Here is a 23737-nt window from a genome sequence, read left to right on the forward strand (position 1 = left end):
ATATATTTAATAAATATTAAAGATAATCATTATTTTATTGTACAAGAGTGGAATTTAATAGTTCTGAAAGACTAGCAGAGGCTTCTTCAACACTGATTGTAGGACTGTTAATTGTGGAATTATTATGTTTTTTTTGACGACGATTTAAACGTTCTTTATGATATGCATATCCTGTACCTGCAGGAATGAGACGTCCAACAATTACATTTTCTTTTAATCCTCGTAGTTCATCTTTTTTTCCTGCAACTGCAGATTCAGTTAAGACTCGTGTTGTTTCTTGAAACGATGCTGCTGATATAAAAGATTCTGTTGCCAGTGATGCTTTAGTTATACCTAATAAATCTCGTGAAAAAGACGCTAATATTTTATTTTTTTGGTTTAAAATACGATTTGAAATTTTTATTCGAGAAAACTCAACTTGTTCACCATCTAAAAAATCAGAATCTCCTGACTTAATTATAGTAGCTTTACGTAGCATTTGTCTTATAATAACTTCAATATGTTTGTCGTTAATTTTGACACCTTGTAAACGATACACTTCTTGTACTTCATTTACAATATATCTAGTGACAGCTTGAACGCCTCTTAATCGAAGAATATCATGTGGAGATTCTGGTCCATCTGATACTACATCCCCCCTTTCGACTCTTTCTCCTTCAAAAACATTTAATTGCCTCCATTTTGGTATCATTTCTTCATATGCATTATTACCATTTACTGGTGTAATAACTAATCTTCTTTTTCCTTTTGTTTCTTTTCCAAAGGATATGATACCACTAATTTCAGCTAAAATCGCTAATTCTTTTGGACGTCTAGCTTCAAATAGATCTGCTACTCTTGGTAGTCCACCAGTGATATCTTTAGTACCACCTGATTCTTGAGGCACTCGTGCTAATGTATCACCTGAACTAATTTTTACTCCATCGTCAAGTTGAACAATGGCTTTACCAGGTAAAAAATATTGCGCAGGCATTTCTGTACCTGAAATAAGAACATCTGTTCCATTATGATCAACAATTTTTAATGCCGGTCTTAAGTCTTTACCAGTGGACATTCTTTCTGCAGTATCCAATATTACTATAGACGATAATCCTGTTAATTCATCAGCTTGTCGTGTAATACTTTGACCATCAATCATGTCTACAAAACGAACTAAACCATTAACTTCTGTAATTACAGGCATAGTATGTGGATCCCATTTTGCAACAGTTTCTCCAGAATAAACTTTTTCACCATCTCCTTTAGCCATAATAGCACCATAAGGTACTTTATAGCTTTCTTTTGTTCTACCAAAATTATCAATTATATTAAGTTCTACATTTCTTGAAGTAATAACTATTTTCCCTGAAGAATTAGTAACAAATTTAGCATTATTAAGACTAATAATACCTTTATTTTTTATTTGTATACTAGATTCTGCTGCAGCTCTTGATGCAGCACCACCAATATGGAAGGTTCTCATAGTAAGTTGTGTTCCAGGCTCTCCTATAGATTGAGCTGCAATAACACCAATTGCTTCCCCTTTATTTACTAAATTACCTCTAGCCAAGTCCCGTCCATAACAGTAAGCGCAAACACCAAAATCAGTATCGCAATTCACTACTGATCTTACTTTTACATTATCTATAGAGTTTTGTTCTAAGAGATCACACCATTCTTCATTTAGTAGTGTATTTCTTTTTATTAAGATTTTATTAGTATTTGGAACGATAATATCTTCTGCAGTAACACGACCTAAAACACGCTCTCTTAAAGGTTCTTTTACGTCTCCACCTTCAATGAGTGGGGTCATTAAAATACCTTCATGTGTGTGACAATCATCTTGTGTAACAACTAAATCTTGAGCAACGTCCACTAAACGACGTGTTAAATATCCAGAATTAGCTGTTTTTAATGCTGTATCAGCTAATCCCTTACGTGCTCCATGAGTAGAAATAAAATATTGTAATACATTTAAACCTTCTCTAAAATTAGCTGTAATTGGAGTTTCAATAATAGAACCATCGGGTTTAGCCATTAAACCTCTCATTCCTGCCAATTGACGAATTTGTGCTGCAGATCCACGAGCGCCTGAATCTGCCATCATAAAGATGCTATTAAAAGAAATTTGTTTCTTTTTTTCACCTTTTTTATTTCTTACGGATTCCGTAGACAAGTTTTCCATCATAGCTTTAGCTACTTTTTCATTAGCTGCAGCCCAAATATCAATAACTTTATTATATCTTTCTCCAGCTGTAACTAATCCAGATTGAAATTGTTCTTGTATTTCAGCAACTTCAATTTCCGCTTCATTAATAATATTTGCTTTTTTTTCTGGTATTACCATATCATCAATACCTACTGAAGCACCTGATCTTGCTGCATAAGCAAAACCAGTATACATAATTTGATCTGCAAATAGAACTGTTGGTTTGAGACCTAAAATACGATAACAAGTATTAAGCATTCTAGAAATATCTTTTTTCCCTAAAGTTTGATTTACCATACTAAACGGAAGTCCTTTAGGAACAATCATCCATAAAATAGCTCTTCCTATAGTAGTAGGAATTATCTTTTTAATTGGTGTGAAATTTTTTTCTTCATTTTTTTTATATTCTATTATACGAACGTTTACTAAAGAATGTAATTCAGCGATGCCTAAATGATATATTTTCTCTGCTTCATTAGCACCATTTAGTAACATACCCTCACCTTTTCCGTTTATTTTTTCACGAGTCATATAATACAAACCTAAAACAACGTCTTGGGAAGGTACAATAATTGGCTCTCCATTAGCAGGAGATAAAATGTTATTAGTAGACATCATTAACGCTCTAGCTTCTAATTGAGATTCTAGTGTTAATGGTACATGTACAGCCATTTGATCACCATCAAAATCAGCATTATAAGCAGCACACACTAATGGATGAAGTTGAATAGCTTTACCTTCTATAAGAACTGGTTCAAATGCTTGTATCCCCAATCTATGTAAAGTCGGTGCTCGATTTAATAAAACTGGATGTTCGCGAATAACTTCATCTAAAATATCCCAAACGACTGATTCTTCTCTTTCTACCATTTTTTTTGCTGCTTTAATAGTAGTTGCTAAACCACGAACTTCTAATTTTCCATATATAAAAGGTTTAAAAAGCTCAAGAGCCATTTTTTTAGGGAGTCCACATTGATGTAAACGAAGATAAGGACCTACAGTAATGACTGAACGACCAGAATAGTCTACACGCTTTCCTAAAAGATTTTGTCGAAATCGTCCCTGTTTGCCTTTAATCATATCAGCTAATGATTTAAGAGGTCTTTTGTTTGACCCTGTAATTGCTCTACCTCTTCGACCATTGTCTAATAAAGCATCTACTGCTTCTTGTAGCATTCTTTTTTCGTTTCTAACAATAATATCTGGAGCTGCTAAATCTAACAAGCGTTTTAAACGGTTATTTCTATTAATTACTCGGCGATATAAATCATTTAAATCAGATGTAGCAAATCTTCCTCCATCTAATGGTACTAATGGTCTAAGATCAGGTGGTAAGACTGGTAATACAGTCAAAATCATCCATTCAGGTTTATTGTGAGACTGAATGAAAGATTCTAATAATTTAATTCGTTTAGTTAGTTTTTTTCTTTTTGTTTCAGAATGAGTATCATTTAATTCCATTCGTAATGTATTACATTCTTGGATTAAATTCATATCTTTTAATAAAAATTGGATTGCTTCCGCTCCCATTGTTGCATGGAATTCATCGCCAAATTCTTCTAATGCATCTAAATATTGTTCTTCAGTTAAAATTTGACGCTTTTCAAGATCAGTCATTCCTGATTCTGTGACAACGTAAGATTCAAAATATAGCACTCTTTCAATATCTCTTAATGGCATATCCAATAACAGCCCTATTCTTGATGGAAGAGATTTTAAAAACCAAATATGTGCCGTTGGTGAAGATAATTCTATATGACCCATTCGTTCTCGTCTAACTTTGCTTTGTGTTACTTCAACACCACATTTTTCACAAATAACACCTCGATGTTTTAATCTTTTATATTTACCGCATAAGCATTCATAATCTTTGACCGGACCAAAAATACGAGCACAGAATAATCCGTCTCGTTCAGGTTTAAATGTACGATAATTAATAGTTTCAGGCTTTTTAACTTCACCAAATGACCAAGATCTTATCATATCCGGTGATGCTAAAGAAATTTTAATAGCATCAAAATCTTCATTTTTAGTTTGGGATTTTAAAAATTTCAATAAATCTTTCACGCATTAGCTCCCGTCGGAGTAAACCTTTTTAAGGTGATGAATCTAGAAACATTGTTAATTTCTTTAAGAGTATTTTGATTATTCGTTTTCTAATTCGATATTAATACCTAATGATCGTATTTCTTTTAGTAGTACGTTAAAAGATTCTGGCATACCAGGTTCCATTTGATAATTACCATCTACAATATTTTTATACATTTTAGTTCTTCCGTTAACATCATCAGATTTAACAGTTAGCATTTCTTGTAAGGTATAAGATGCTCCATACGCTTCTAATGCCCACACTTCCATTTCACCAAAACGTTGTCCACCGAATTGAGCTTTTCCACCGAGTGGTTGTTGAGTAACTAAGCTATAAGAACCAGTAGAACGAGCGTGCATTTTGTCGTCTACTAAATGGTTTAATTTTAACATGTACATATAACCAACTGTCACTGGTCTTTCAAATTTTTCTCCTGTTCTTCCATCAAAGAGTGTAATTTGTCCTGAAGTTGGTAAATTAGCGAATTCTAAAAATTTTTTTATTTCATTTTCCTGTGCACCATCAAAAACAGGAGTGGCAATAGGAATACCATTTTTTAAATTATTTGCCAAACATAATATCTCTTGATCTGAAAACGTATTTAAATCTATTTTTTGACGTAAATTATCTCCTATATCAAATGCTTTTTGTATAAATTGTCTCAAATTAGATATTTTTTCTTGTTTTTTAAGCATATCATTAATTTTATCACCAATCCCTTTAGCTGCCATACCCAAATGTGTTTCTAGTATTTGTCCTATATTCATTCGAGATGGTACACCTAATGGATTTAAAACAATATCAACTGGTATACCATTTTCGTCATAAGGCATATCTTCAACAGGATTAATTTTCGAGATAACTCCTTTATTTCCATGTCGACCAGCCATTTTATCACCAGGCTGAATTTGACGTTTCACTGCTAAGTATACTTTTACGATTTTTAAAATACCAGGTGCGAGATCATCTCCTTGTGTTATTTTACGTCGTTTTAATTCAATTTTTTTATTAAATTCTTTTTTTAGCTCATTATGTTGTTTTTGAAGTTTATCTATTTCTTTTCTTTGTTCCTTATTTTTTACTTCAATTAAAAACCATTTTTCATAAGGTAATTTATTAAGATTCTCTACTGTAATTTGAAAAGAAATAAGTGTTTTTTTTATGTGTAAAAATAAGCTTGATTCGAATATTTTAAATTCTTCAGTAAGATCTTTTTTTGCTTTTTTTAGTTGCATTTCTTCAATTTCTACAGCTCTTTTATCTTTTTTGACACCATCTCTAGTAAATATTTGCACGTCTATCACTGTACCTGAAACACCATTAGGAACTCGTAGTGAAGAATCTTTCACATCTGATGCTTTTTCTCCAAAAATAGCACGTAATAATTTTTCTTCTGGAGTTAATTGTGTTTCTCCTTTTGGAGTTACCTTACCGACTAATATATCGCCACCAGTAACTTCTGCTCCAATATATACAATTCCTGAGACATCTAGTTTAGATAATGCTGCTTCTCCTACATTAGGTATATCTGAACTAATTTCTTCTGGTCCTAATTTTGTGTCTCTTGATATACATGATAATTCCTGTATATGAATTGTGGTAAAACGGTCTTCTTGTACAACTCTTTCTGATACTAATATAGAATCTTCAAAATTATATCCATTCCAAGGCATAAAAGCCACTCGCATATTTTGCCCTAACGCCAGTTCACCTAAATCAGTAGAAGGACCATCTGCCAAAACATCTCCTTTTTTTATTATTTCGTTGAGTTTTACACATGGTTGTTGATTTATGCATGTATTTTGATTTGATCGAGTATATTTAGTTAAATTGTAAATATCTATGCCTGCTTCTTCTGAATACATTTCTTCTTCGTTGACTTTAACTATTATACGAGAAGCATCAACATATTGAATAAATCCGCTTCTTTTAGCAACTATAGTAACACCTGAATCTACTGCTACTGCTCTTTCCATTCCTGTTCCAATTAATGGTTTATCTGTCTTTAATGTTGGAACTGCTTGACGTTGCATGTTTGCGCCCATTAAAGCTCTATTAGCATCATCATGTTCAAGAAAAGGAATTAATGATGCTCCAACAGATACAATTTGTTGAGTAGAAACATCCATATAATTTACTTGATTCCGATTAAACAAACTAGATTCGCCTTTATGTCGACAAGTTACTAAATCATCGGTAAAAAAACTAGTTTTATCGATATTTGTATTAGCTTGTGCAATAATATAGTTTCCTTCCTCTATAGCAGATAAATATTTAATTTCTTTAGTCACTAAACCATTTTTTACTTTTCGATAAGGTGTTTCTAGAAAGCCATATGTATTTGTTCGAGCATATACAGATAAAGAATTAATTAATCCAATATTTGGTCCTTCTGGTGTTTCTATGGGACAAACACGTCCATAATGTGTAGGATGAACATCTCGCACTTCAAAACCAGCTCTTTCTCGAGTTAATCCACCCAATCCTAATGCTGAAATTCTTCTTTTATGTGTAATTTCTGATAATGGATTGTTTTGATCCATAAATTGAGATAATTGGCTAGAACCGAAAAATTCTTTGACAGCAGCTGATATTGGTTTAGCATTAATCATATCTTGTGGCATGAGCGTTTCTAAATCACCAATAGATAATCTTTCTTTCACTGTTCTCTCTACTCTTACTAATCCTATTCTAAATTGATTTTCTGCCATTTCACCTACTGATCTAATACGTCTATTTCCTAGATGATCAATATCATCTACTTCTCCTTTTCCATTACGGATATTAATTATTTTTTTAATAACATCAATTATGTCTTTCTTGTTTAAAGTTCCTGATCCTTCGATTTCTTTTCTTAGCAGAGATCTATTAAATTTCATTCTACCGACAGAAGAAAGATCATATCTATCTTCAGAAAAAAATAAATTTTCAAATAAATTTTCTGTAGCTTCTTTAGTAGGTGGTTCACCAGGTCTCATGACTCGATAAATTTCTATTAATGCACTTGCACGATCGTTAGCTGAATCTATTTTTAATGTTTCTGATATATACGGACCGTGATCTAAATCATTTGTAAAAAGTGTTTCGATAATATCGAAGTTTGATTTTTTTAATTTTTCAAGTATTTCTAAAGATATTTCTGTATTAGCAAAAATAATAGTTTCACCTGTTTTTTTGTCCATATAATTTTTAGATACAATTCTTCCTAAAATATATTCAATCGGAACTGTAATAGAAGTTATCTTATTATTTTTCAAATCTTGAATATGTCTAGCAGTAATACGACGACCTTTTTCTACATATATTTTTCCATCTTTTTCAATATTAAATGATGCAGTTTCACCTCGCAGTCTTTCTGGAACTAATGTTAATTCGATTTTATTTGTTTCTATTTTAAAGATATTTTTTTCAAAAAATATATCTAAAATTTCTTCTGTATTATAATTTAGAGCTCGTAAAATCACGGTGACTGGAAGTTTTCGACGTCTATCAATCCTAACAAATAAATTATCTTTTGGATCGAATTCAAAGTCTAACCAAGATCCTCGATAAGGAATAATGCGTGCGTTGTAAAGTACTTTTCCAGAGGAATGTGTTTTACCTTTATCACTATCAAAAAAAACTCCAGGACTACGATGTAACTGAGATACTACAACTCTTTCTGTTCCATTAATGATAAATGTTCCATTTTCAGTCATTAATGGTATTTCACCCATATAAACTTCTTGTTCCTTTATATCTTTTACTGTAGCTTCTAATATATCACGTTCATAAATTACTAAGCGTAGTTTTACTCTCAATGCTGCTGAATAAGTAGCACCTCTAATTTGACATTCTTTTACATCAAAAATAGCTTCTCCTAAACGATAACTGACATATTGAAGTTCAGAATTTCCATTATAGCTACAGATTGGAAATACAGAACGAAATGCTGCTTCTAATCCTTGTTGACCTTCTTCATCTAGTTTGATGAATTTTTTAAAAGAATCTATTTGAATAGAAAGAAGATATGGTATATCCAAAACTTGTGGACGTTTACCAAAATCTTTACGAATTCGTTTTTTTTCGGTATAAGAGTAAACCATAGAGTTCCTAAGTTCGCTGATAGATTAGTTAAATATGAGATTTAACTTTTTTGAAAGGAAAGATAGTTTTAGTTTTTTTAGAGAATTGATTAGAAAAAATTTGAGTTTTTTTTAATCAAAAAGGCTGGTGAATTGAAATCACCAGCCGTTCTTGAAAGTTCATAAAATTATAAAATTGAATTTCTTTATTTAATTTCGATTTCAGCACCAACATCTTCTAATGTTTTTTTCAGTGATTCTGCATCTTCTTTACTAATGTTTTCTTTTAAAACTGTTGGTGCTGATTCTACTAGATCTTTTGCTTCTTTTAATCCTAGTCCAGTTGCGCTACGTACAGTTTTGATGACTGATACCTTATTAGGACCAATAGCTTTTAAAAAAATATCAAATTCTGTTTTTTCTTCATGTGTATCTTTTTCACAATTACTACTAGAACTTATAGCCATATTGGCTGAAACTCCAAATTTTTCTTCCATAGCAGATATAAGTTCTACGACGTTCATAACGGACATTTCTGATACGGCTTGTAAAATTTGTTCTTTAGTAATAGACATAACAATAATTCCTGATAAGAATTGGAATTATTTTTGATTTTTAAAAATATCAAAAATAATAACTTTTAAGAGGTTTCTTTTTTCTTTTTTATAGCAGATAATATATTAATAAGTTTTCCGGCAACTGACATTTTTAATATGAATAAAAGTTTTATAATTGCTTCTTTATAAGTAGGCATATCTGCTAATTGATTAATTTCTGCAATAGAAAGTAATTTTCCTTCAAATGCTGCTCCTGTAATTTGAAATTTCTCGTTTTTTTTTGAAAATTCTTTAAAAAGTCTAGCAGCACTTCCTGGATGATTCATGGAATAAGCAATAAATGTAGAGCCTTTGATTATTTCTTTTAAACATTCAAAAATAGTATTTTTGACAGCTAAACATAATAGAGTATTTTGAACAATACTCATTTTTACCCCGATTTCACGTCCAGATTTTCTTAGTACGTTTATTTCGTTGACAGAAACACTTTGAGAATCTGCAATAACTGCTGATAATGCTGTATTAGATATTTTTTTGATTTTAGAAACAATTGCTTTCTTCTTATCAAGATTTAACGGCATTTTTATTGATTTTTCCTTATTAAATGAGAGATCATTTGTTTTTTATCATTTTCAATGATATATAGATTTTTATTTAAAAATAATTTATATATTTTTTTGATAAAAAACCGGATTATTATAGAGAATTTTTTTTCTAGCGTAAAGGTTAAAATTATTTTGTTATATAGATAAACTAGATAAATCTACTGTTAATCCTATCCCCATTGTTGTTGATAAAACTATTTTTTTTATGTATATACCTTTTGATTGTGGAGGTTTAGATTTTTTAATGGAATCTAAAAATATATTGAAATTTTCTTGAATGCAGCGTGTTTCAAAATTAATTCGACCAATTGTAGCATGAATTATCCCATTTTTATCATTACGGTATCGAACTTGACCAGTTTTAGCATTTTTAACTGCTTCAAAAATATTTGTCGTGACTGTTCCTAACTTTGGATTAGGCATGAGACCGCGTGGTCCTAATATTGGTCCTAATTGTGTAACTGTTTTCATTGCATCTGGTGACGCAATTGCAGAATTAAAGTTAACACCTTCTTTTTTTATTTTTTCAACTAAATCTTCCATACCTATTAGTTCTGCACCTGCTTTTTTTGCTATTTGAATATTATCACCTTGAGTAAAGACTGCTACTTTAACAAAACGTCCAATGCCATTCGGTAATATTGTCGAACCACGAATAGTCTGATCAGATTTTTTTGAGTTTATTCCTAAATTAATTGCAATATCAATACTTTCATTAAATTTTACTTGAGATAGTTTTTTTAATATAGTTATTAATTCTTTCAGAGGATAACATTTTTCTAAATTTATGTTTTCTTTAATTTTTCGCATTCGTTTAGTAAATTTACTCATTTTTTCATTCCTCGATTGTTAAACCTATAGATTTAGCAGTTCCTTCAATAGAACGCATCATACTCTCGAGATTCGCACCTGTCATATCATTATTTTTAATATTTGCTATTTCTTTTATTTGCGCACGATTGATTTTTCCACTGTTTTCTAACTTTGGTTTGCTTGATCCTGATTTAATTCCAGATAATTTTTTTAATAAAATAGATGCTGGAGGTGTTTTTGTGAGAAATGTAAATGAACGATCAGAATACACTGTGATAATTACTGGTATAGGAAGGCCTTTTTCTATATTTTCTGTTTTTTTGTTAAATATTTTACAAAATTCCATAATATTTACACCTTTTTGACCGAGAGCAGGTCCTATCGGTGGGCTAGGATTAGCCATTCCTGCTGATACTTGAAGTTTAATATAAGATTGTATTTTTTTAGCCATATTTTTATCTCTAATATATAAAACATTTGTCTATTTAAAAAAATTAATGTTTTTCAACTTGTCTGAAATCTAATTCAACTGGTGTAGATCTTCCAAAAATTGATACAGAGACTTTCAGTCGACTTTTTTCATAGTCAACTTCTTCTACAACACCATTAAAATCTGAGAAAGGGCCATCGTTTACACGAATCATTTCACCAGGTTCAAATAGTGTTTTAGGTCTTGGTTTATTGCCAATTTTTTTTAGTCTATTAATGATAATTTCTACTTCTTTGTCACTGATTGGTGAAGGTTTATCTGTTTTACCTCCAATAAAACCTAGTACTCTAGGTATGTTTCTTATCAAGTGCCATGTTGAATCAGTCATGATCATTTGAATTAAAACATATCCAGGAAAAAATTTATATTCACTTTTTCTACGTTGTCCAGATCGAATTTCAATAACTTCTTGAGACGGAACCATTACTTCTCCAAATAGATTTTCCATGGAATTTAATTTTACATGTTCTTTTATTGATTGTGCGACACGGCTTTCAAAACCAGAAAATGCTTGTAATACGTACCATTTTTTTATTTTGACTTCATTCATTTTTAGAACCTTAAATTAATAATAAATTCTATCAAATGGAATATCATACTATCTAAGATCCATAAAACAAAAGACATAAAAATTGTTATAATGATTACAATTAATGTGGTATGCATACTTTCTTTGTATGAAGGCCATATTATGTTTTGTATTTCTTTTTTTAACGTTTTCATATATGATAAAATTTGTTGATTCCGTTTGATTGAAAATAAACTTATAATTGCAAATATAATGAGAAAAAGTGTAATAAATATACGAATAAATAATTGTACTTCGTCAAAATAATAGTTAATTATAAATGTAAAAATAAATAATATAGATATAGATAACCATTTTATTTTTTCTAACATTTGAGATTCTTTTTGATCTTGATTATTTTTATTCATAGTTTCTCCTAAAATTATAAAATAATATAGAAAAAATATGTTACATATATAGTTTTATATATACTAAATATTTATTTTTTTTGAAATAGATTCAGCTATTTTATGCAGAAATTTAGATAAATTAAAAAATTTAAGTTAAAAAATAATATTAAGGAGAGATTTATGATAGATTGTACGATAATTTTAAAAAATTTAGGTGTTTTTTGAGATATGCTGATACCCAGAATTGAACTGGGGACCTCACCCTTACCAAGGGTGTGCTCTACCTACTGAGCCATATCAGCAATGTATTTTGAGCGGGCAGCGGGAATTGAACCCGCATTTCCAGCTTGGAAGGCTGAAGTAATAGCCTTTATACGATGCCCGCATGTACTACGTTTTTTAGATTTGGTGGGAGAAGGATTCGAACCTTCGAAGTCTATGACGGCAGATTTACAGTCTGCTCCCTTTGGCCGCTCGGGAATCCCACCTTTAACATAATTTTTTTAATTGCCGGCTACCGGAATCGAACTGGTGACCTACTGATTACAAGTCAGTTGCTCTGCCTGCTGAGCTAAGCCGGCATTATGAAAATTTTATAATAAATAATATTATATAATTTTTCATATTTATTGCAAGTATTTTATAAAAAAAATTGGTTATACATATTACTATATTATTTATTCATCAACTTCAATAAGTTAATTCGACTGTTTAATTTCAGTTTTATTTTTCTAGTTGATCCAATAAAATCTATTTCTGGTTCTAAAAAGATATTGAATTTTTTTAAAATACATGTTTGTATTATTCTTGCTAATTTTATAACTTCTTTAGAAGTTGCATTTTTTTTGTTTATCAGTATTAACTTTTGTGTTTTGTGAATAGCTGCATCACCAATTTGTATGTTTTTAAAATTATAATGTTCAATCAACCAACCACCAGATATTTTTATTAATCCATTTATTTGAGGATAATGTGGAATTTTATATAAAGATATTAGTGGGTATGCTTGTTTTTTGGTAATAATAGGGTTTTTAAAAAAACTACCTGCATTACCAATTTTTTTAGGATCTGGTAATTTTTTAATTCGTATTTTACAAATTATATTAAAAATTTTATATGGTGTTATATCTTGTAAAGTAGTATAATTTTTTAAAATAGGAAATATAACAGGATTCCAAATTTTTGATAATTTAATGCCGACTGCTATAATAGCGTAATCATAATTATATTCATATTTAAAAACACTGCTTCGATAAGAAAATTTACATGAATTTACATCAATTCTTTTAGTATCATTATTTTTGAAAAACAAGACATCAACATATGAACATATATCTTTAAATTCTAAACCATAGGCACCAATGTTTTGAATGGCAGCAGCACCTATACGACCAGGAATTAAAGCCATATTTTCTAAACCAAAAATACCGAAATTTAAAGTATATTTAACTACATTATGCCATTTTTCCCCTGAAGAAACATGTATCATCCAAAAATTATTGTTTTCTGTTATTGTTATTCCTTTAATTCGATTAAAAATTACAATTCCTTTATAATGTTCTAAAAATAGAACATTACTTCCTTCACCTAAAATCAAATAAGGAATTTTAAATAATTTACAATTATTTATTGTTTTAATTAATCTTGAAATTGTTTTCACAAAAATAATTTTTTTTGCTGTTACATTGATTCCAAATGTGTTTAAATTTTTTAAAGAGATATTATATGAATATTTTTTGTTATACATAAATTTTCTAAAAATATTATTTAACTTTTTTTATATAGTAATAAATATATTTCTATTGATTTCAAAAATCTATATAATTACAAAAAAATTAATATTAAAATAATTTGAATGGAGTATTTAATATGTATCGTATCTCTGAATACTATAAAGATATAGTCCAACAAAAGAAAGAAAATATTCGTAATTTTTCTAAGTGTTCTTTTGAATTTTATCCCCCTAAAAATTTGATTTTAGAAAACACTTTTTGGCCTACAGTTGAAAAACTTAGTAAATTAAAACCTAATTTTTTTTCTGTAACATATGGAGCAAATAGTGGTGAGCGTGAAAAGACATATCATTTTGCAAAAACAATATATGAACAAACAGGTATTACAACTGCTGCACATCTTACTTGTGTGAATTCTACACCTGATGAATTAAAAGAAATAGCAAAAAAATATTGGGAAAATGGCATTAAAAGTATTGTTGCGTTAAGAGGAGATACATTAAACAAAAATAATTTTGAACATAAAATGTATGCTGTAGATTTAGTTCTTTTGTTAAAAAAAATAGCAAATTTTAATATTTTAGTTGCAGGCTATCCTGAAATGCATCCAGAATCAAAAAATTCTGAATTTGATATTATTCATTTAAGAAAAAAAGTTGATGCAGGTGCAAATAAAATAATTACACAGTTTTTTTTTACTATTGAAAATTATTTACGTTTTAGAGATAATTGTATAAAAAATAATATTAATGTTGAAATTATACCGGGTATTTTACCTATTTATAATTTTAATCAATTACAGCGTTTTTCAAGTATAACTAATGTTAAAATTCCTGATTGGCTATTTCAAATATTTAATGGATTAGATAATGATTTAATTACGCAAAAAAATATAGGTTCTAGTATTGTAATTGATATGGTTAAAATATTATCCCGAGAGGGGGTAAAAAATTTTCATTTTTATACCTTGAATCAATCTGATACAGTTTATACTGTATGTCATGTATTAGGTTTGTAAAACTTTTGATATTTCAGAATAAAATCTGTAATATATACATTGTTTAATTATAATTGTATTAAGTTTGAAAAACAAGACCTTAAATAATTGTTTTATACAATTTTCATTGATTATAGATATAATGAAAAAATGATATTTTTTTCTATAATGATATATAATTTTATTATTTTTACATATGATTTTTTCAAAATCTTTTTTATTTAATGAGTATTAAAAGAGATATAAAAATACTAATTTTTTAAAACTAGTATATTTAAAATCCTGTATACCATTAATAGTAGATTTTCTTAAATTAAATTTTCTATTAACATTTCAGAGTATTTTTCATATATCTTGTATTTGTCAAATGGAGATGACTAAGAAATCAATATAATTGATGATCTTACGTATAAAGTATTTGTAAATAAATTTACAGTTAAATAAAAAATATCAAATTGTCTTTATAATTACATTATTCACGATGTTAACAATATTCATTTTAATATTTAAATATTTTTCAGAGTTTTATACCATACTATGGTTTAGATAAAATACGAAATATGTTTTATAAAAATTTATTCATTGTAAAGATGTATGTCCTGATTATTGTTTATATCTTATTTAATAATATTAAATATTATAAAATGGTTAGATTTAGATTTATTCTTAATTAAGAAAAAGAATATAAATGAATTGTATTTATTTTTTGTGTTTATGATAGATGTAATTTTTAAGGAAAAAATCAAAATCTACATATATATTTCATCACATTCATTAATATCTTTAATAATTTGAATAAAAAAGATTTTATATTTTAATGAATTTAATATAATGAACGTAATGTAATAAATCTATGAATGATACAAAAAATTTTATTTTATTTGATGTATGTGTTTAGTATCAAAAAACATTTATTTTAAAAAAACGTAAATATAAGTAAGTTTTCTTAGAAAAATATATTGTACTATATAAAACATTTATAAGCATTATAGCAGTGAGATTTGCAATCTATAAGTCATTTAATATGAATTAAACAATATTAATGTAGTATTTTAGAAATAGATAATAATATCATCCATTCTTTTATTCCTACCTTTTTATCTCTTCTTATTGTATTTTTTTCTGTTTTTTTTATATTCGAAAATAATCAGTTTTATTTAGCGTATTATAATTTTTATTAATGTTAAATGCTATAAAAGAAATTCATTTCTAAAATTAAAAGAAAATGAAAAGAGGTAAATATGAATATGTTTTAATTAATCACAGTACTAATATTTTTAACAATTATATATACTTAGTATTAACTTAGTTGTTAAAAGACATTCTTGACGATATTTATCAAGTATTTTCTAATACTGTTAGTAATGTAAATAAAAAAATTATTTTTCATAATATTGTGTATAAAGTAAGTTGACAAATATGCAATTTATTTTCATAACATCATACTGTTACAATTATTAAAAATTTTAAAAAAATTAACAATGTTTTATTATATTTTTAAATTTTTTCATGATGTTGTTATTGTTATAATTTATAAGATAAAACTTTAATGTTAAATTAACTAATATTCGTAAAATATTTTGTAAATTGTATGAAAATACATTATTAATGTTTTTAAATTATATATTTTTATCTAGGTCTAAAATAGTTTAAAAATTATTGTCTTATAATATTATCTCTATAATTAGAGATGATTTTATAATACTTGTAGTTATTTAAGAGTATTTGTGAAGTTATTATAAATACACCAGTGTTTTAAAAAACATTGTTTTTTGATATTCATTTTAGTTTTAAATTAAATTCATTTAATTGATAATACGGTGTATTACAATGAATCCTTTAGTGATTAAATTAGGTGGAGTTCTTTTAGAAAGTAATAAAGTTATGATGCGTTTTTTTCAGTCTTTAGTGAATTGTTTAAAATCTTATAAACGTCATGTTGTAATAATTCATGGAGGAAGTTATTTAATTGATAACTTAATGAGAAAACTTCATTTACAGGTTAGAAAAAAAAATGGTTTACGTATTACTTCATCTGAACATATGAATGTTATCACAGGAGTATTAGCTGGGAACGTCAATAAACGTCTTTTATCGTGGGCGTTAAAATTTAATATAAATGCTATTGGATTATGTTTAGCAGACGGAAACAGTGTTAAAGTAAAACAATTAGATCCAGATTTAGGACATGTAGGAAAAGCTACACCAGGGTCACCATCATTTTTAAATAAAATATACAAAGCAGGTTTTTTACCTATTATTAGTTCTATAGGAATTACTAAAGATGGATTATTAATGCATGTTCAGTCTGATTTAGCAGCAGTAGCTTTAGCAACTACTTTAAAAGCTAATTTGATTTTATTATCTGATATTAGTTCAATATTAGATGGAAAAGGTCAAAGAATATCTGAAATTAATACTATAAATGCTGAAAAGTTAATTACACAAGGCATTATTACTAATGGTATGATTATTAAAGTCAATGCTGCATTAGAAGGAGCACGTGTTTTGAATTGTTATGTAGACATAGCGAGTTGGAAAAATTTAGAAACATTAGAGTTGTTATTTAATGGTGTAAATGTTGGTACTCGAGTTTTTGTGTAATTTTTTTATTATAATATCAACATGTTAATAAAAATAAGGTTTCAAATGATGAAAAAAATAAAAAAAGTAGTCTTAGCATATTCTGGTGGTTTAGATACTTCAGCAATTATTCCTTGGCTTAAAGAAAATTACAAAGTTGATGTTGTTGCTTTTGTAGCTAATATAGGGCAATCTGAAAAAGATTTAAAAGGAATTGAGAAAAAAGCGTTAGAATCAGGAGCATCTAGTTGTCATTTATTTGATTTAAAAGAAGAATTTATAAGAGATTACGTTTATCCAACATTAAAAAGTGGAGCTTTATACGAGGGTAACTACTTATTAGGAACAGCGTTAGCTAGGCCTATTATCGCAAAAAAACAAGTAGAATTAGCATTAAATATTGGAGCAGATGCTTTATGTCATGGTGCAACTGGAAAAGGTAATGATCAAGTTCGTTTTGAAATGGCATACGCATCATTAGCTCCAGATTTATATGTAATAGCACCATGGCGAGAATGGAATCTTCATTCGAGAGAATCTTTATTAAATTATTTGCAGAAAAGAAAAATTCCTATAACAGCTACATTAGAAAAAATTTATAGTAAAGATGAAAATACTTGGCATATTTCTACAGAAGGCGGTTTGCTTGAAGATCCATGGAATGAATCTAATGAAGATTGTTGGAGTTGGACAGTTAGACCTGAAGAAGCTCCAGATACTCCTGAATATGTTTCGTTAAAATTACAATCAGGTTGTGTGTATTCTGTAAATAATAAAAAATTGAATCCCTTGCAATGTGTAGAAGTTTTAAATAAATTGGGTTCTAAACATGCTATTGGTAGAATTGATATTATTGAAAATAGATTAATTGGAATCAAGTCTCGTGGTTGTTACGAAACACCTGGAGGTACTATTATTACAACAGCTATGAGAGCTATTGAACAATTAGTGTTAGATCGTGAAAGTTTTCAATGGAGAGAGAAAATTGGTTTAAAAATGGCTTCAGTGGTTTATGATGGTCGTTGGTTTTCTCCGATACGAAGATCTTTACAAGCAGCTGCTAATGAATTATCAACTGAAATTACTGGTGAAGTAATATTGAAATTATATAAAGGAAGTGTTATAGCTGTTCAAAAAAAATCGTCTCATGCATTATATTCTCAGGAATATGCTACTTTTGGAAAAGATGAAGTCTATAATCAGTCAGATGCAGATGGTTTCATTCGTCTTTTTTCACTTTCTTCGAGAATACGAGCAAAAAATAAATATAGATAGTTTAAAAAAATATGATTCATTATTGTTTATTTTTATCTTTTTTTATAGAGAAAATATATGAAACTTTGGGGTGGAAGATTTGTTAAAGAATCAGATGAATTATTTAAAAATTTCAATCGATCTTTATCTTTTGATTATATTTTAGTAAAAGAAGATATAATTGGTTCGATTGCTTGGTCTAAAGCTCTTATGAAGAGTAACATTCTGACTGCAGAAGAACAAAAAAAAATAGAATCAGCACTGTTTATTTTACTAAAAGAAATAAAAAATAATACTAATCAAATTCTTAACAGTAACTGTGAAGATATTCACAGTTGGGTAGAGTTAAATCTTATTAATAAAATAGGAAAATTAGGAAGTAAATTACATACTGGTCGTAGCAGAAATGATCAAATTACAACTGATTTAAAGTTATGGTGCAAAAAAAAGATACACATATTATTAGATAATATTATTGAATTACAAAAAAATTTTATTGTTAATGCAGAGTCATATCATAATGTTATTATGCCGGGTTATACTCATTTACAACGAGCGCAACCTATTACTTTTTCTTATTGGTGTTTAGCGTACATAGAAATGTTAAAACGAGATTTTAGTCGTTTACAAGATGTGTTAAAACGATTAAATCAAAGTCCTCTAGGTTCTGGAGCGCTATCAGGTACAGGATGGAAAATCAATCGTCAAGAACTTGCGATTTCTATGGGATTTGATTCAGCAACTAATAATGCTCTTGACAGCGTTTCAGATCGAGATTATGTTGTGGAATTTTTATCGTCAGCTTCGATCAGCATGATGCATTTATCGCGATTTTCTGAAGATTTAATATTTTTTAATTCTGGTGAGGCTAATTTTATTGAATTATCTGATTCAATCACTTCAGGTTCATCTTTAATGCCGCAAAAAAAGAATCCAGATGCATTAGAGTTAATTCGTTCTAAATGCGGTCGTGTTTATGGTTCTCTAACTTCAATTTTAACTGTTTTAAAATCGCTTCCTTTAGCTTACAATAAAGATATGCAAGAAGATAAAGAATGTTTATTTGATGCGGTAAAAACTTGGAATGATTGTTTATGTATAGCAATTTTAATCTTAAAAAACATTAAAATTAAACATGAATCATGTCGTAAAGCTGCAGAAGAAGGATATTCTAATGCTACAGAAATTGCAGATTATTTAGTAAAAAAGGGTGTTGCTTTTCGCGAAGCACATAAAATATCAGGTCAATTAGTACTTGAAGCTATTAGTCAAAAAAAATCTTTAAATGAACTAACGTTAGCTACATTTAAAATATATAATAATCTTATTGAAGATGATATATATCAAAATATTTCTTTAGAAGAATGTCTTAAAAAAAGAGTATCTCAAGGTGGTGTTTCGCCATGTCAAGTTTATAAAGAAATTATTAAAGAAAAACACAGATTAAATGTTATTTAAAAATTTTTTATTAATATAATATTTTTTGTATTTTTATTTGTTAACTTGGATTTAAAAATATTTAAATACCAAGTTAATAATTTGTATTAAAAATTAAATTTTTATCATTTAAAAAAATAGGATATATAAACTATGAAAGAAGTAATATTTTTTTGTAACCAACATTTTATATTAATTAGTTTATGGTTTTTTTTTCTTATCTTATCATTATTGTTGATAATTAAGATCAATTCTTTTAAAGATAAAATTATTAATAATATTCAAGCGATAAAATTAATTAATAAAAACAATGGAATTGTAGTTGACACTCGTTCTATAGAAGTATTTAAAAAAGGACATATTGTAAATTCTATCAATATTCCGTTAAATCAAATTCTTTCAGGTAATTTAAAAAAAATAGAAGATTATAAATCTTTTCCAGTCATTCTAATATTGAGTGAAATGAATGAATGCAAAAATTGTATGGCAGAATTTTTAAAAAATGGATTTAATCGTATTTATGTTTTAAAAAACGGTATATATTATTGGTCTTTAGATCATTTACCTTTAGTTATTGAAGATAAATAATCACATCATTAATAAATCTTTGAATTTCATGGAAACAAAATTCAATTTGTAATATGGATATAATAATTGCTAATTTTTTTTGGATATATTTTATGTCAGAAGAAAAAATAAAAAAAAATATTTTTGAAATTCAACGTATTTATATAAAAGATATTTCTTTTGAATCTCCTCATACACCAAATATTTTTTATCTTAATTGGAAACCTATCATTAAAATCGATTTAAATACCTTTTTTAAAAAGATAGAAAAAAATATTTTTGAAATTGTTTTACAAATAAGAGTTATAGTAAAAATAAAAGATAATGTAGTATTTTTATGTGATGTGCATCAAGCTGGTATTTTTTTTATTTCAAATTTAAAAGAAGATCAACTTAGCCATTGCTTACATTCTTATTGCCCGAATATTTTGTTTCCTTATGCGCGTGAATGTATATCTAATTTAGTTTCTCGTGCCAGTTTTCCACAGATAAATATTGCTCCAATTAATTTTGATTCTATTTATTTTAATCATATAAATTCAAAAAAACAACATAAATAAAACTAATTGACTTTTTTATCTGATAACTAGAATTTTTTAAATTATCAAAATAATTATATGTTGTTTAGGAGAATAATTATGTCTGTTTTAGAAATATCAAAAATATGGAATAAAATAATATGCGAAGTTTCACTTTTATTAAAAAAAGAACCAATTTTATCAGATTTTTATTATAATTGTATTTTGAAACATAAAACTTTAAGTAGTTCTTTGAGTTATATATTATCTAATAAATTATCTATATCCAGCGTTTCTGAAAAAAAGATTCGAAAAATATTTAATTATATATATCTAAATAATGTTTCTCTTGTAAACGTTGTATTAGAAGATTTAAAAGCTGTATTGAAACGAGATCCAGTAGTAACAGATTATTTAACACCTTTATTATATTTAAAAGGTTTTCATGCTTTACAAGCTTACAGATTAAGTCATTATCTTTGGAATATTAAAAAAAAATTGTTATCTATATACTTGCAAAGTAGAATATCTGTAATTTTTTCAGTAGATATTCATCCAGCAGCTTCTATTGGTTCTGGTATAATGCTTGATCACGCAACTGGAATTGTTATTGGAGAAGGTGTCATTATAGAAGATAATGTTTCAATTTTTCATTCAGTTACTTTAGGTGGAACAGGTAAAAATGATAGCAAAAATAGACATCCTACTATTCGAAAAAATGTCGTGATAGGAGCTGGAGCAAAAATATTAGGTAATATTGAAGTTGGTTTAGGTTCGAAAATAGGTGCTGGTTCTATAGTGTTAGAAAATATCCCTTCGTATGTTACAGTTGTTGGAGTGCCAGCTAAGATAGTTAAAATCAATAATAAAGAATTTTCTCAAAAAAATAAAGATAATTTATCATGTATAATAAATAATTTTCAATACGGAGATGGTATTTAATTGTTTTATATAAAATAAAAACTTCTGTTGTTTTTAAAGAGAAAATAAATTATTATTCAGAAGTTTTATTTTATAATTACCATTTTTTAATCATCTAAAAAACTACGCAAAACTTCTGATCTACTTGGATGACGTAGTTTTCTAAGAGCTTTTGCTTCTATTTGACGTATTCTTTCTCGAGTAACATCAAATTGTTTTCCAACTTCTTCTAGAGTATGATCAGTATTCATATCAATGCCAAATCGCATCCGTAGTACCTTTGCTTCACGAGCAGTTAAACCCGATAAAACATCATGTGTTGCTGATCGTAAACTTTCAGATGTTGCAGAATCTAATGGTAATTCTAGAGAGGTATCTTCAATAAAATCACCTAAATGTGAATCATCATCGTCTCCGATAGGAGTTTCCATAGATATTGGTTCTTTAGCTATTTTTAAAACTTTTCTAATTTTGTCTTCTGGAATAAGCATTTTTTCAGATAGTTCTTCTGGAGTTGGTTCTCGACCGATTTCTTGTAACATTTGTCTAGAAATACGATTTAGTTTATTAATAGTTTCTATCATATGAACTGGAATACGAATAGTACGAGCTTGATCAGCAATAGATCTAGTAATAGCTTGTCGAATCCACCAAGTTGCATATGTTGAAAATTTATAACCACGACGATATTCAAATTTATCTACTGCTTTCATTAAACCAATATTTCCTTCTTGAATTAAGTCTAAAAATTGTAATCCTCTATTCGTATATTTTTTTGCAATAGAAATCACTAATCTTAAATTAGCTTCTACCATTTCTTTTTTTGCTCTTTTAGCTTTGGCTTCACCAATGACCATTCTTTTATTAATATCTTTAACTTGTTCAATTGTTAAACCTGTTTCTTGTTCTATGTCTATTAATTTTTGTATACTAATAAAAACCGCTTCTTTTATTTTTTTTAAATTGTTAGACCATGGTTGATCTGTATTTTGTTCTTTTATGAACCAATGGTAATTAATTTTTTTTTCTGGAAAAATTTTAATAAATATTTTTTTTGGCATTTTGCATTCTTCAATACATAATTTCATGATTATTCTTTCTTGTGTTCTAACACGTTCCATCATATTTCGCATATTATTAACTAAATGATCAAATTGTTTTGGAACTAATCGAAATTGTTTAAACACTTCTGAAAGATTGTAAATTTCTAATAAAGAATCTTTATGTGTTCTATTTTTTTTCTTAATTATTTCATTAGTGTTATTATATTGTTTTCGTAATTCAGAAAATTTTTCGTTTGCTAATTCTGGATCAACACTGTGATCATCTTCATTTTCTGTTTGATTATTTTCTTCATCATTATTTTGTAATTCATCTAGAATTTCTGAACCTATATTAATAGTTACAGGGGAATAAATCTCTTCTACACTAGGATCTACAAATCCTGTTATTATATCAGATAATCGTATTTCACCAGTTTTAATACGATCGTATTGTTCAAGCAGATAAGTTATGGCTTCTGGATATTCTGATACTGAGCATTGAACTTGATTTATGCCTTCTTCAATACGTTTAGCTATGTCTATTTCTCCTTCTCGTGTTAATAGTTCTACAGTACCCATTTCTCGCATATACATTCGCACAGGATCCGTTGTTCGTCCTAATTCTGATTCTACACTAGATAAAACTTGTGTTGCTGCTTCAACCGCATCTTCATCTGTGTCTGATTGTATTTCATTTAAAATCAAATCATCAGCATCAGGCGCTTCTTCAACCACTGGAATTCCCATGTCATTAATCATCTGAATAATGTCATCAATTTGTTCAGAATCAATAATGTCTTCTGGCAGATGATCATTAACTTCAGCATAGGTTAAATAGCCTTGTTCTTTACCATGATTAACAAGTAGCTTAAGTTGTGATTGTGGATTTTGATCCATAAGACGATATCCAAATTCTATTAGTTTGATGAAAATTAATAATTTTTTAAATCTAAATTTAAT

The 23737-nt window shown here is 27.9% G+C and carries 17 protein-coding genes and 4 tRNA genes; 7 read left to right on the top strand and 14 right to left on the bottom strand.

Annotated features, from left to right (window positions below):
• Positions 1-34: 34 nt before the first annotated feature.
• From rpoC to murB, 13 genes are all read right to left on the bottom strand, one after another.
• Positions 35-4255 (bottom strand): DNA-directed RNA polymerase subunit beta', encoded by a 4221-nt coding sequence (rpoC, locus tag ATN01_RS00170; protein WP_075433108.1) that lies wholly within the window; start codon positions 4253-4255, stop codon positions 35-37.
• A 78-nt stretch (positions 4256-4333) separates the two neighbouring features.
• A complete protein-coding gene (rpoB, locus tag ATN01_RS00175) occupies positions 4334-8362 on the bottom strand; it encodes a DNA-directed RNA polymerase subunit beta (protein WP_075433109.1) in 4029 nt (1342 codons plus the stop codon).
• Positions 8363-8547: 185 nt separating this feature from the next.
• Positions 8548-8916 (bottom strand): 50S ribosomal protein L7/L12, encoded by a 369-nt coding sequence (rplL, locus tag ATN01_RS00180; protein ID WP_075433110.1) that lies wholly within the window; start codon positions 8914-8916, stop codon positions 8548-8550.
• A 65-nt stretch (positions 8917-8981) separates the two neighbouring features.
• Positions 8982-9479 (bottom strand): 50S ribosomal protein L10, encoded by a 498-nt coding sequence (gene rplJ, locus ATN01_RS00185; RefSeq protein ID WP_075433111.1) that lies wholly within the window; start codon positions 9477-9479, stop codon positions 8982-8984.
• Between the two features lie 159 nt (positions 9480-9638).
• Positions 9639-10334: a 50S ribosomal protein L1 gene (gene rplA / locus ATN01_RS00190; protein ID WP_075433112.1), complete on the bottom strand. Its 696-nt coding sequence runs from the start codon at positions 10332-10334 to the stop codon at positions 9639-9641.
• 4 nt (positions 10335-10338) lie between these two features.
• Positions 10339-10767 carry a 50S ribosomal protein L11 gene (rplK, locus tag ATN01_RS00195; protein ID WP_075433113.1) on the bottom strand — a complete coding sequence of 143 codons (429 nt, stop codon included), beginning with the start codon at positions 10765-10767 and terminating at the stop codon, positions 10339-10341.
• A gap of 43 nt (positions 10768-10810) precedes the next feature.
• The gene (gene nusG / locus ATN01_RS00200) at positions 10811-11356 is read right to left on the bottom strand and encodes a transcription termination/antitermination protein NusG (RefSeq protein ID WP_075433114.1); all 546 of its coding nucleotides are present in this window, start codon (positions 11354-11356) and stop codon (positions 10811-10813) included.
• 2 nt (positions 11357-11358) lie between these two features.
• Positions 11359-11742 carry a preprotein translocase subunit SecE gene (gene secE / locus ATN01_RS00205; RefSeq protein WP_075433115.1) on the bottom strand — a complete coding sequence of 128 codons (384 nt, stop codon included), beginning with the start codon at positions 11740-11742 and terminating at the stop codon, positions 11359-11361.
• A 211-nt stretch (positions 11743-11953) separates the two neighbouring features.
• Positions 11954-12026: transfer RNA gene (locus ATN01_RS00210), tRNA-Thr, on the bottom strand.
• Positions 12027-12037: 11 nt separating this feature from the next.
• Positions 12038-12109, bottom strand: a tRNA-Gly gene (locus tag ATN01_RS00215).
• Positions 12110-12130: 21 nt separating this feature from the next.
• Positions 12131-12212, bottom strand: a tRNA-Tyr gene (locus tag ATN01_RS00220).
• A 20-nt stretch (positions 12213-12232) separates the two neighbouring features.
• Positions 12233-12305: transfer RNA gene (locus ATN01_RS00225), tRNA-Thr, on the bottom strand.
• A gap of 92 nt (positions 12306-12397) precedes the next feature.
• Positions 12398-13471, bottom strand: a complete 1074-nt coding sequence (murB, locus tag ATN01_RS00230) for a UDP-N-acetylmuramate dehydrogenase (protein WP_075433116.1) — start codon at positions 13469-13471, stop codon at positions 12398-12400.
• A 122-nt stretch (positions 13472-13593) separates the two neighbouring features.
• On the opposite strand from murB, the gene metF reads away from it, so the two are divergent.
• The 7 genes from metF (at position 13594) to cysE (ending at position 21755) form a co-directional block, all read left to right on the top strand.
• Positions 13594-14475, top strand: coding sequence for a methylenetetrahydrofolate reductase (metF, locus tag ATN01_RS00235; RefSeq protein WP_075433117.1), 882 nt, complete (start codon positions 13594-13596; stop codon positions 14473-14475).
• Positions 14476-16284: 1809 nt separating this feature from the next.
• Positions 16285-17058 carry an acetylglutamate kinase gene (gene argB, locus ATN01_RS00240; RefSeq protein WP_075433118.1) on the top strand — a complete coding sequence of 258 codons (774 nt, stop codon included), beginning with the start codon at positions 16285-16287 and terminating at the stop codon, positions 17056-17058.
• Positions 17059-17103: 45 nt separating this feature from the next.
• Complete coding sequence (locus ATN01_RS00245; protein WP_075433119.1) at positions 17104-18312, top strand: argininosuccinate synthase; 1209 nt, start codon at positions 17104-17106, stop codon at positions 18310-18312.
• Between the two features lie 57 nt (positions 18313-18369).
• On the top strand, positions 18370-19749 hold the full coding sequence (argH, locus tag ATN01_RS00250) for an argininosuccinate lyase (protein WP_075433120.1): 1380 nt from the start codon (positions 18370-18372) through the stop codon (positions 19747-19749).
• 132 nt (positions 19750-19881) lie between these two features.
• Entirely contained in the window at positions 19882-20316 is a 435-nt protein-coding gene (locus tag ATN01_RS00255; RefSeq protein WP_075433121.1) for a rhodanese-like domain-containing protein, read from the top strand.
• 92 nt (positions 20317-20408) lie between these two features.
• Positions 20409-20855: a protein-export chaperone SecB gene (secB, locus tag ATN01_RS00260; RefSeq protein WP_075433599.1), complete on the top strand. Its 447-nt coding sequence runs from the start codon at positions 20409-20411 to the stop codon at positions 20853-20855.
• A gap of 78 nt (positions 20856-20933) precedes the next feature.
• Positions 20934-21755, top strand: a complete 822-nt coding sequence (gene cysE / locus ATN01_RS00265; RefSeq protein ID WP_075433122.1) for a serine O-acetyltransferase — start codon at positions 20934-20936, stop codon at positions 21753-21755.
• Between the two features lie 86 nt (positions 21756-21841).
• On the opposite strand, the gene rpoD is transcribed toward cysE, so the two are convergent.
• Entirely contained in the window at positions 21842-23674 is a 1833-nt protein-coding gene (rpoD, locus tag ATN01_RS00270; protein ID WP_075433123.1) for an RNA polymerase sigma factor RpoD, read from the bottom strand.
• Positions 23675-23737: the final 63 nt, after the last annotated feature.

The sequence above is a fragment of the Buchnera aphidicola (Diuraphis noxia) genome (assembly GCF_001700895.1).
In the GTDB taxonomy this organism is placed as follows: domain Bacteria; phylum Pseudomonadota; class Gammaproteobacteria; order Enterobacterales; family Enterobacteriaceae; genus Buchnera; species Buchnera aphidicola_D.

What these genes read in the sequence shown, in the direction of transcription:
- rpoB (WP_075433109.1), bottom strand. Translation starts at nt 8,362, where the DNA reads ATGGTTTACTCTTATACCGAAAAAAAACGAATTCGTAAAGATTTTGGT.
- rplL (WP_075433110.1), bottom strand. Translation starts at nt 8,916, where the DNA reads ATGTCTATTACTAAAGAACAAATTTTACAAGCCGTATCAGAAATGTCC.
- rplJ (WP_075433111.1), bottom strand. Translation starts at nt 9,479, where the DNA reads ATGCCGTTAAATCTTGATAAGAAGAAAGCAATTGTTTCTAAAATCAAA.
- rplA (WP_075433112.1), bottom strand. Translation starts at nt 10,334, where the DNA reads ATGAGTAAATTTACTAAACGAATGCGAAAAATTAAAGAAAACATAAAT.
- rplK (WP_075433113.1), bottom strand. Translation starts at nt 10,767, where the DNA reads ATGGCTAAAAAAATACAATCTTATATTAAACTTCAAGTATCAGCAGGA.
- nusG (WP_075433114.1), bottom strand. Translation starts at nt 11,356, where the DNA reads ATGAATGAAGTCAAAATAAAAAAATGGTACGTATTACAAGCATTTTCT.
- secE (WP_075433115.1), bottom strand. Translation starts at nt 11,742, where the DNA reads ATGAATAAAAATAATCAAGATCAAAAAGAATCTCAAATGTTAGAAAAA.
- murB (WP_075433116.1), bottom strand. Translation starts at nt 13,471, where the DNA reads ATGTATAACAAAAAATATTCATATAATATCTCTTTAAAAAATTTAAAC.
- metF (WP_075433117.1), top strand. Translation starts at nt 13,594, where the DNA reads ATGTATCGTATCTCTGAATACTATAAAGATATAGTCCAACAAAAGAAA.
- argB (WP_075433118.1), top strand. Translation starts at nt 16,285, where the DNA reads ATGAATCCTTTAGTGATTAAATTAGGTGGAGTTCTTTTAGAAAGTAAT.
- ATN01_RS00245 (WP_075433119.1), top strand. Translation starts at nt 17,104, where the DNA reads ATGATGAAAAAAATAAAAAAAGTAGTCTTAGCATATTCTGGTGGTTTA.
- argH (WP_075433120.1), top strand. Translation starts at nt 18,370, where the DNA reads ATGAAACTTTGGGGTGGAAGATTTGTTAAAGAATCAGATGAATTATTT.
- ATN01_RS00255 (WP_075433121.1), top strand. Translation starts at nt 19,882, where the DNA reads ATGAAAGAAGTAATATTTTTTTGTAACCAACATTTTATATTAATTAGT.
- secB (WP_075433599.1), top strand. Translation starts at nt 20,409, where the DNA reads ATGTCAGAAGAAAAAATAAAAAAAAATATTTTTGAAATTCAACGTATT.
- cysE (WP_075433122.1), top strand. Translation starts at nt 20,934, where the DNA reads ATGTCTGTTTTAGAAATATCAAAAATATGGAATAAAATAATATGCGAA.
- rpoD (WP_075433123.1), bottom strand. Translation starts at nt 23,674, where the DNA reads ATGGATCAAAATCCACAATCACAACTTAAGCTACTTGTTAATCATGGT.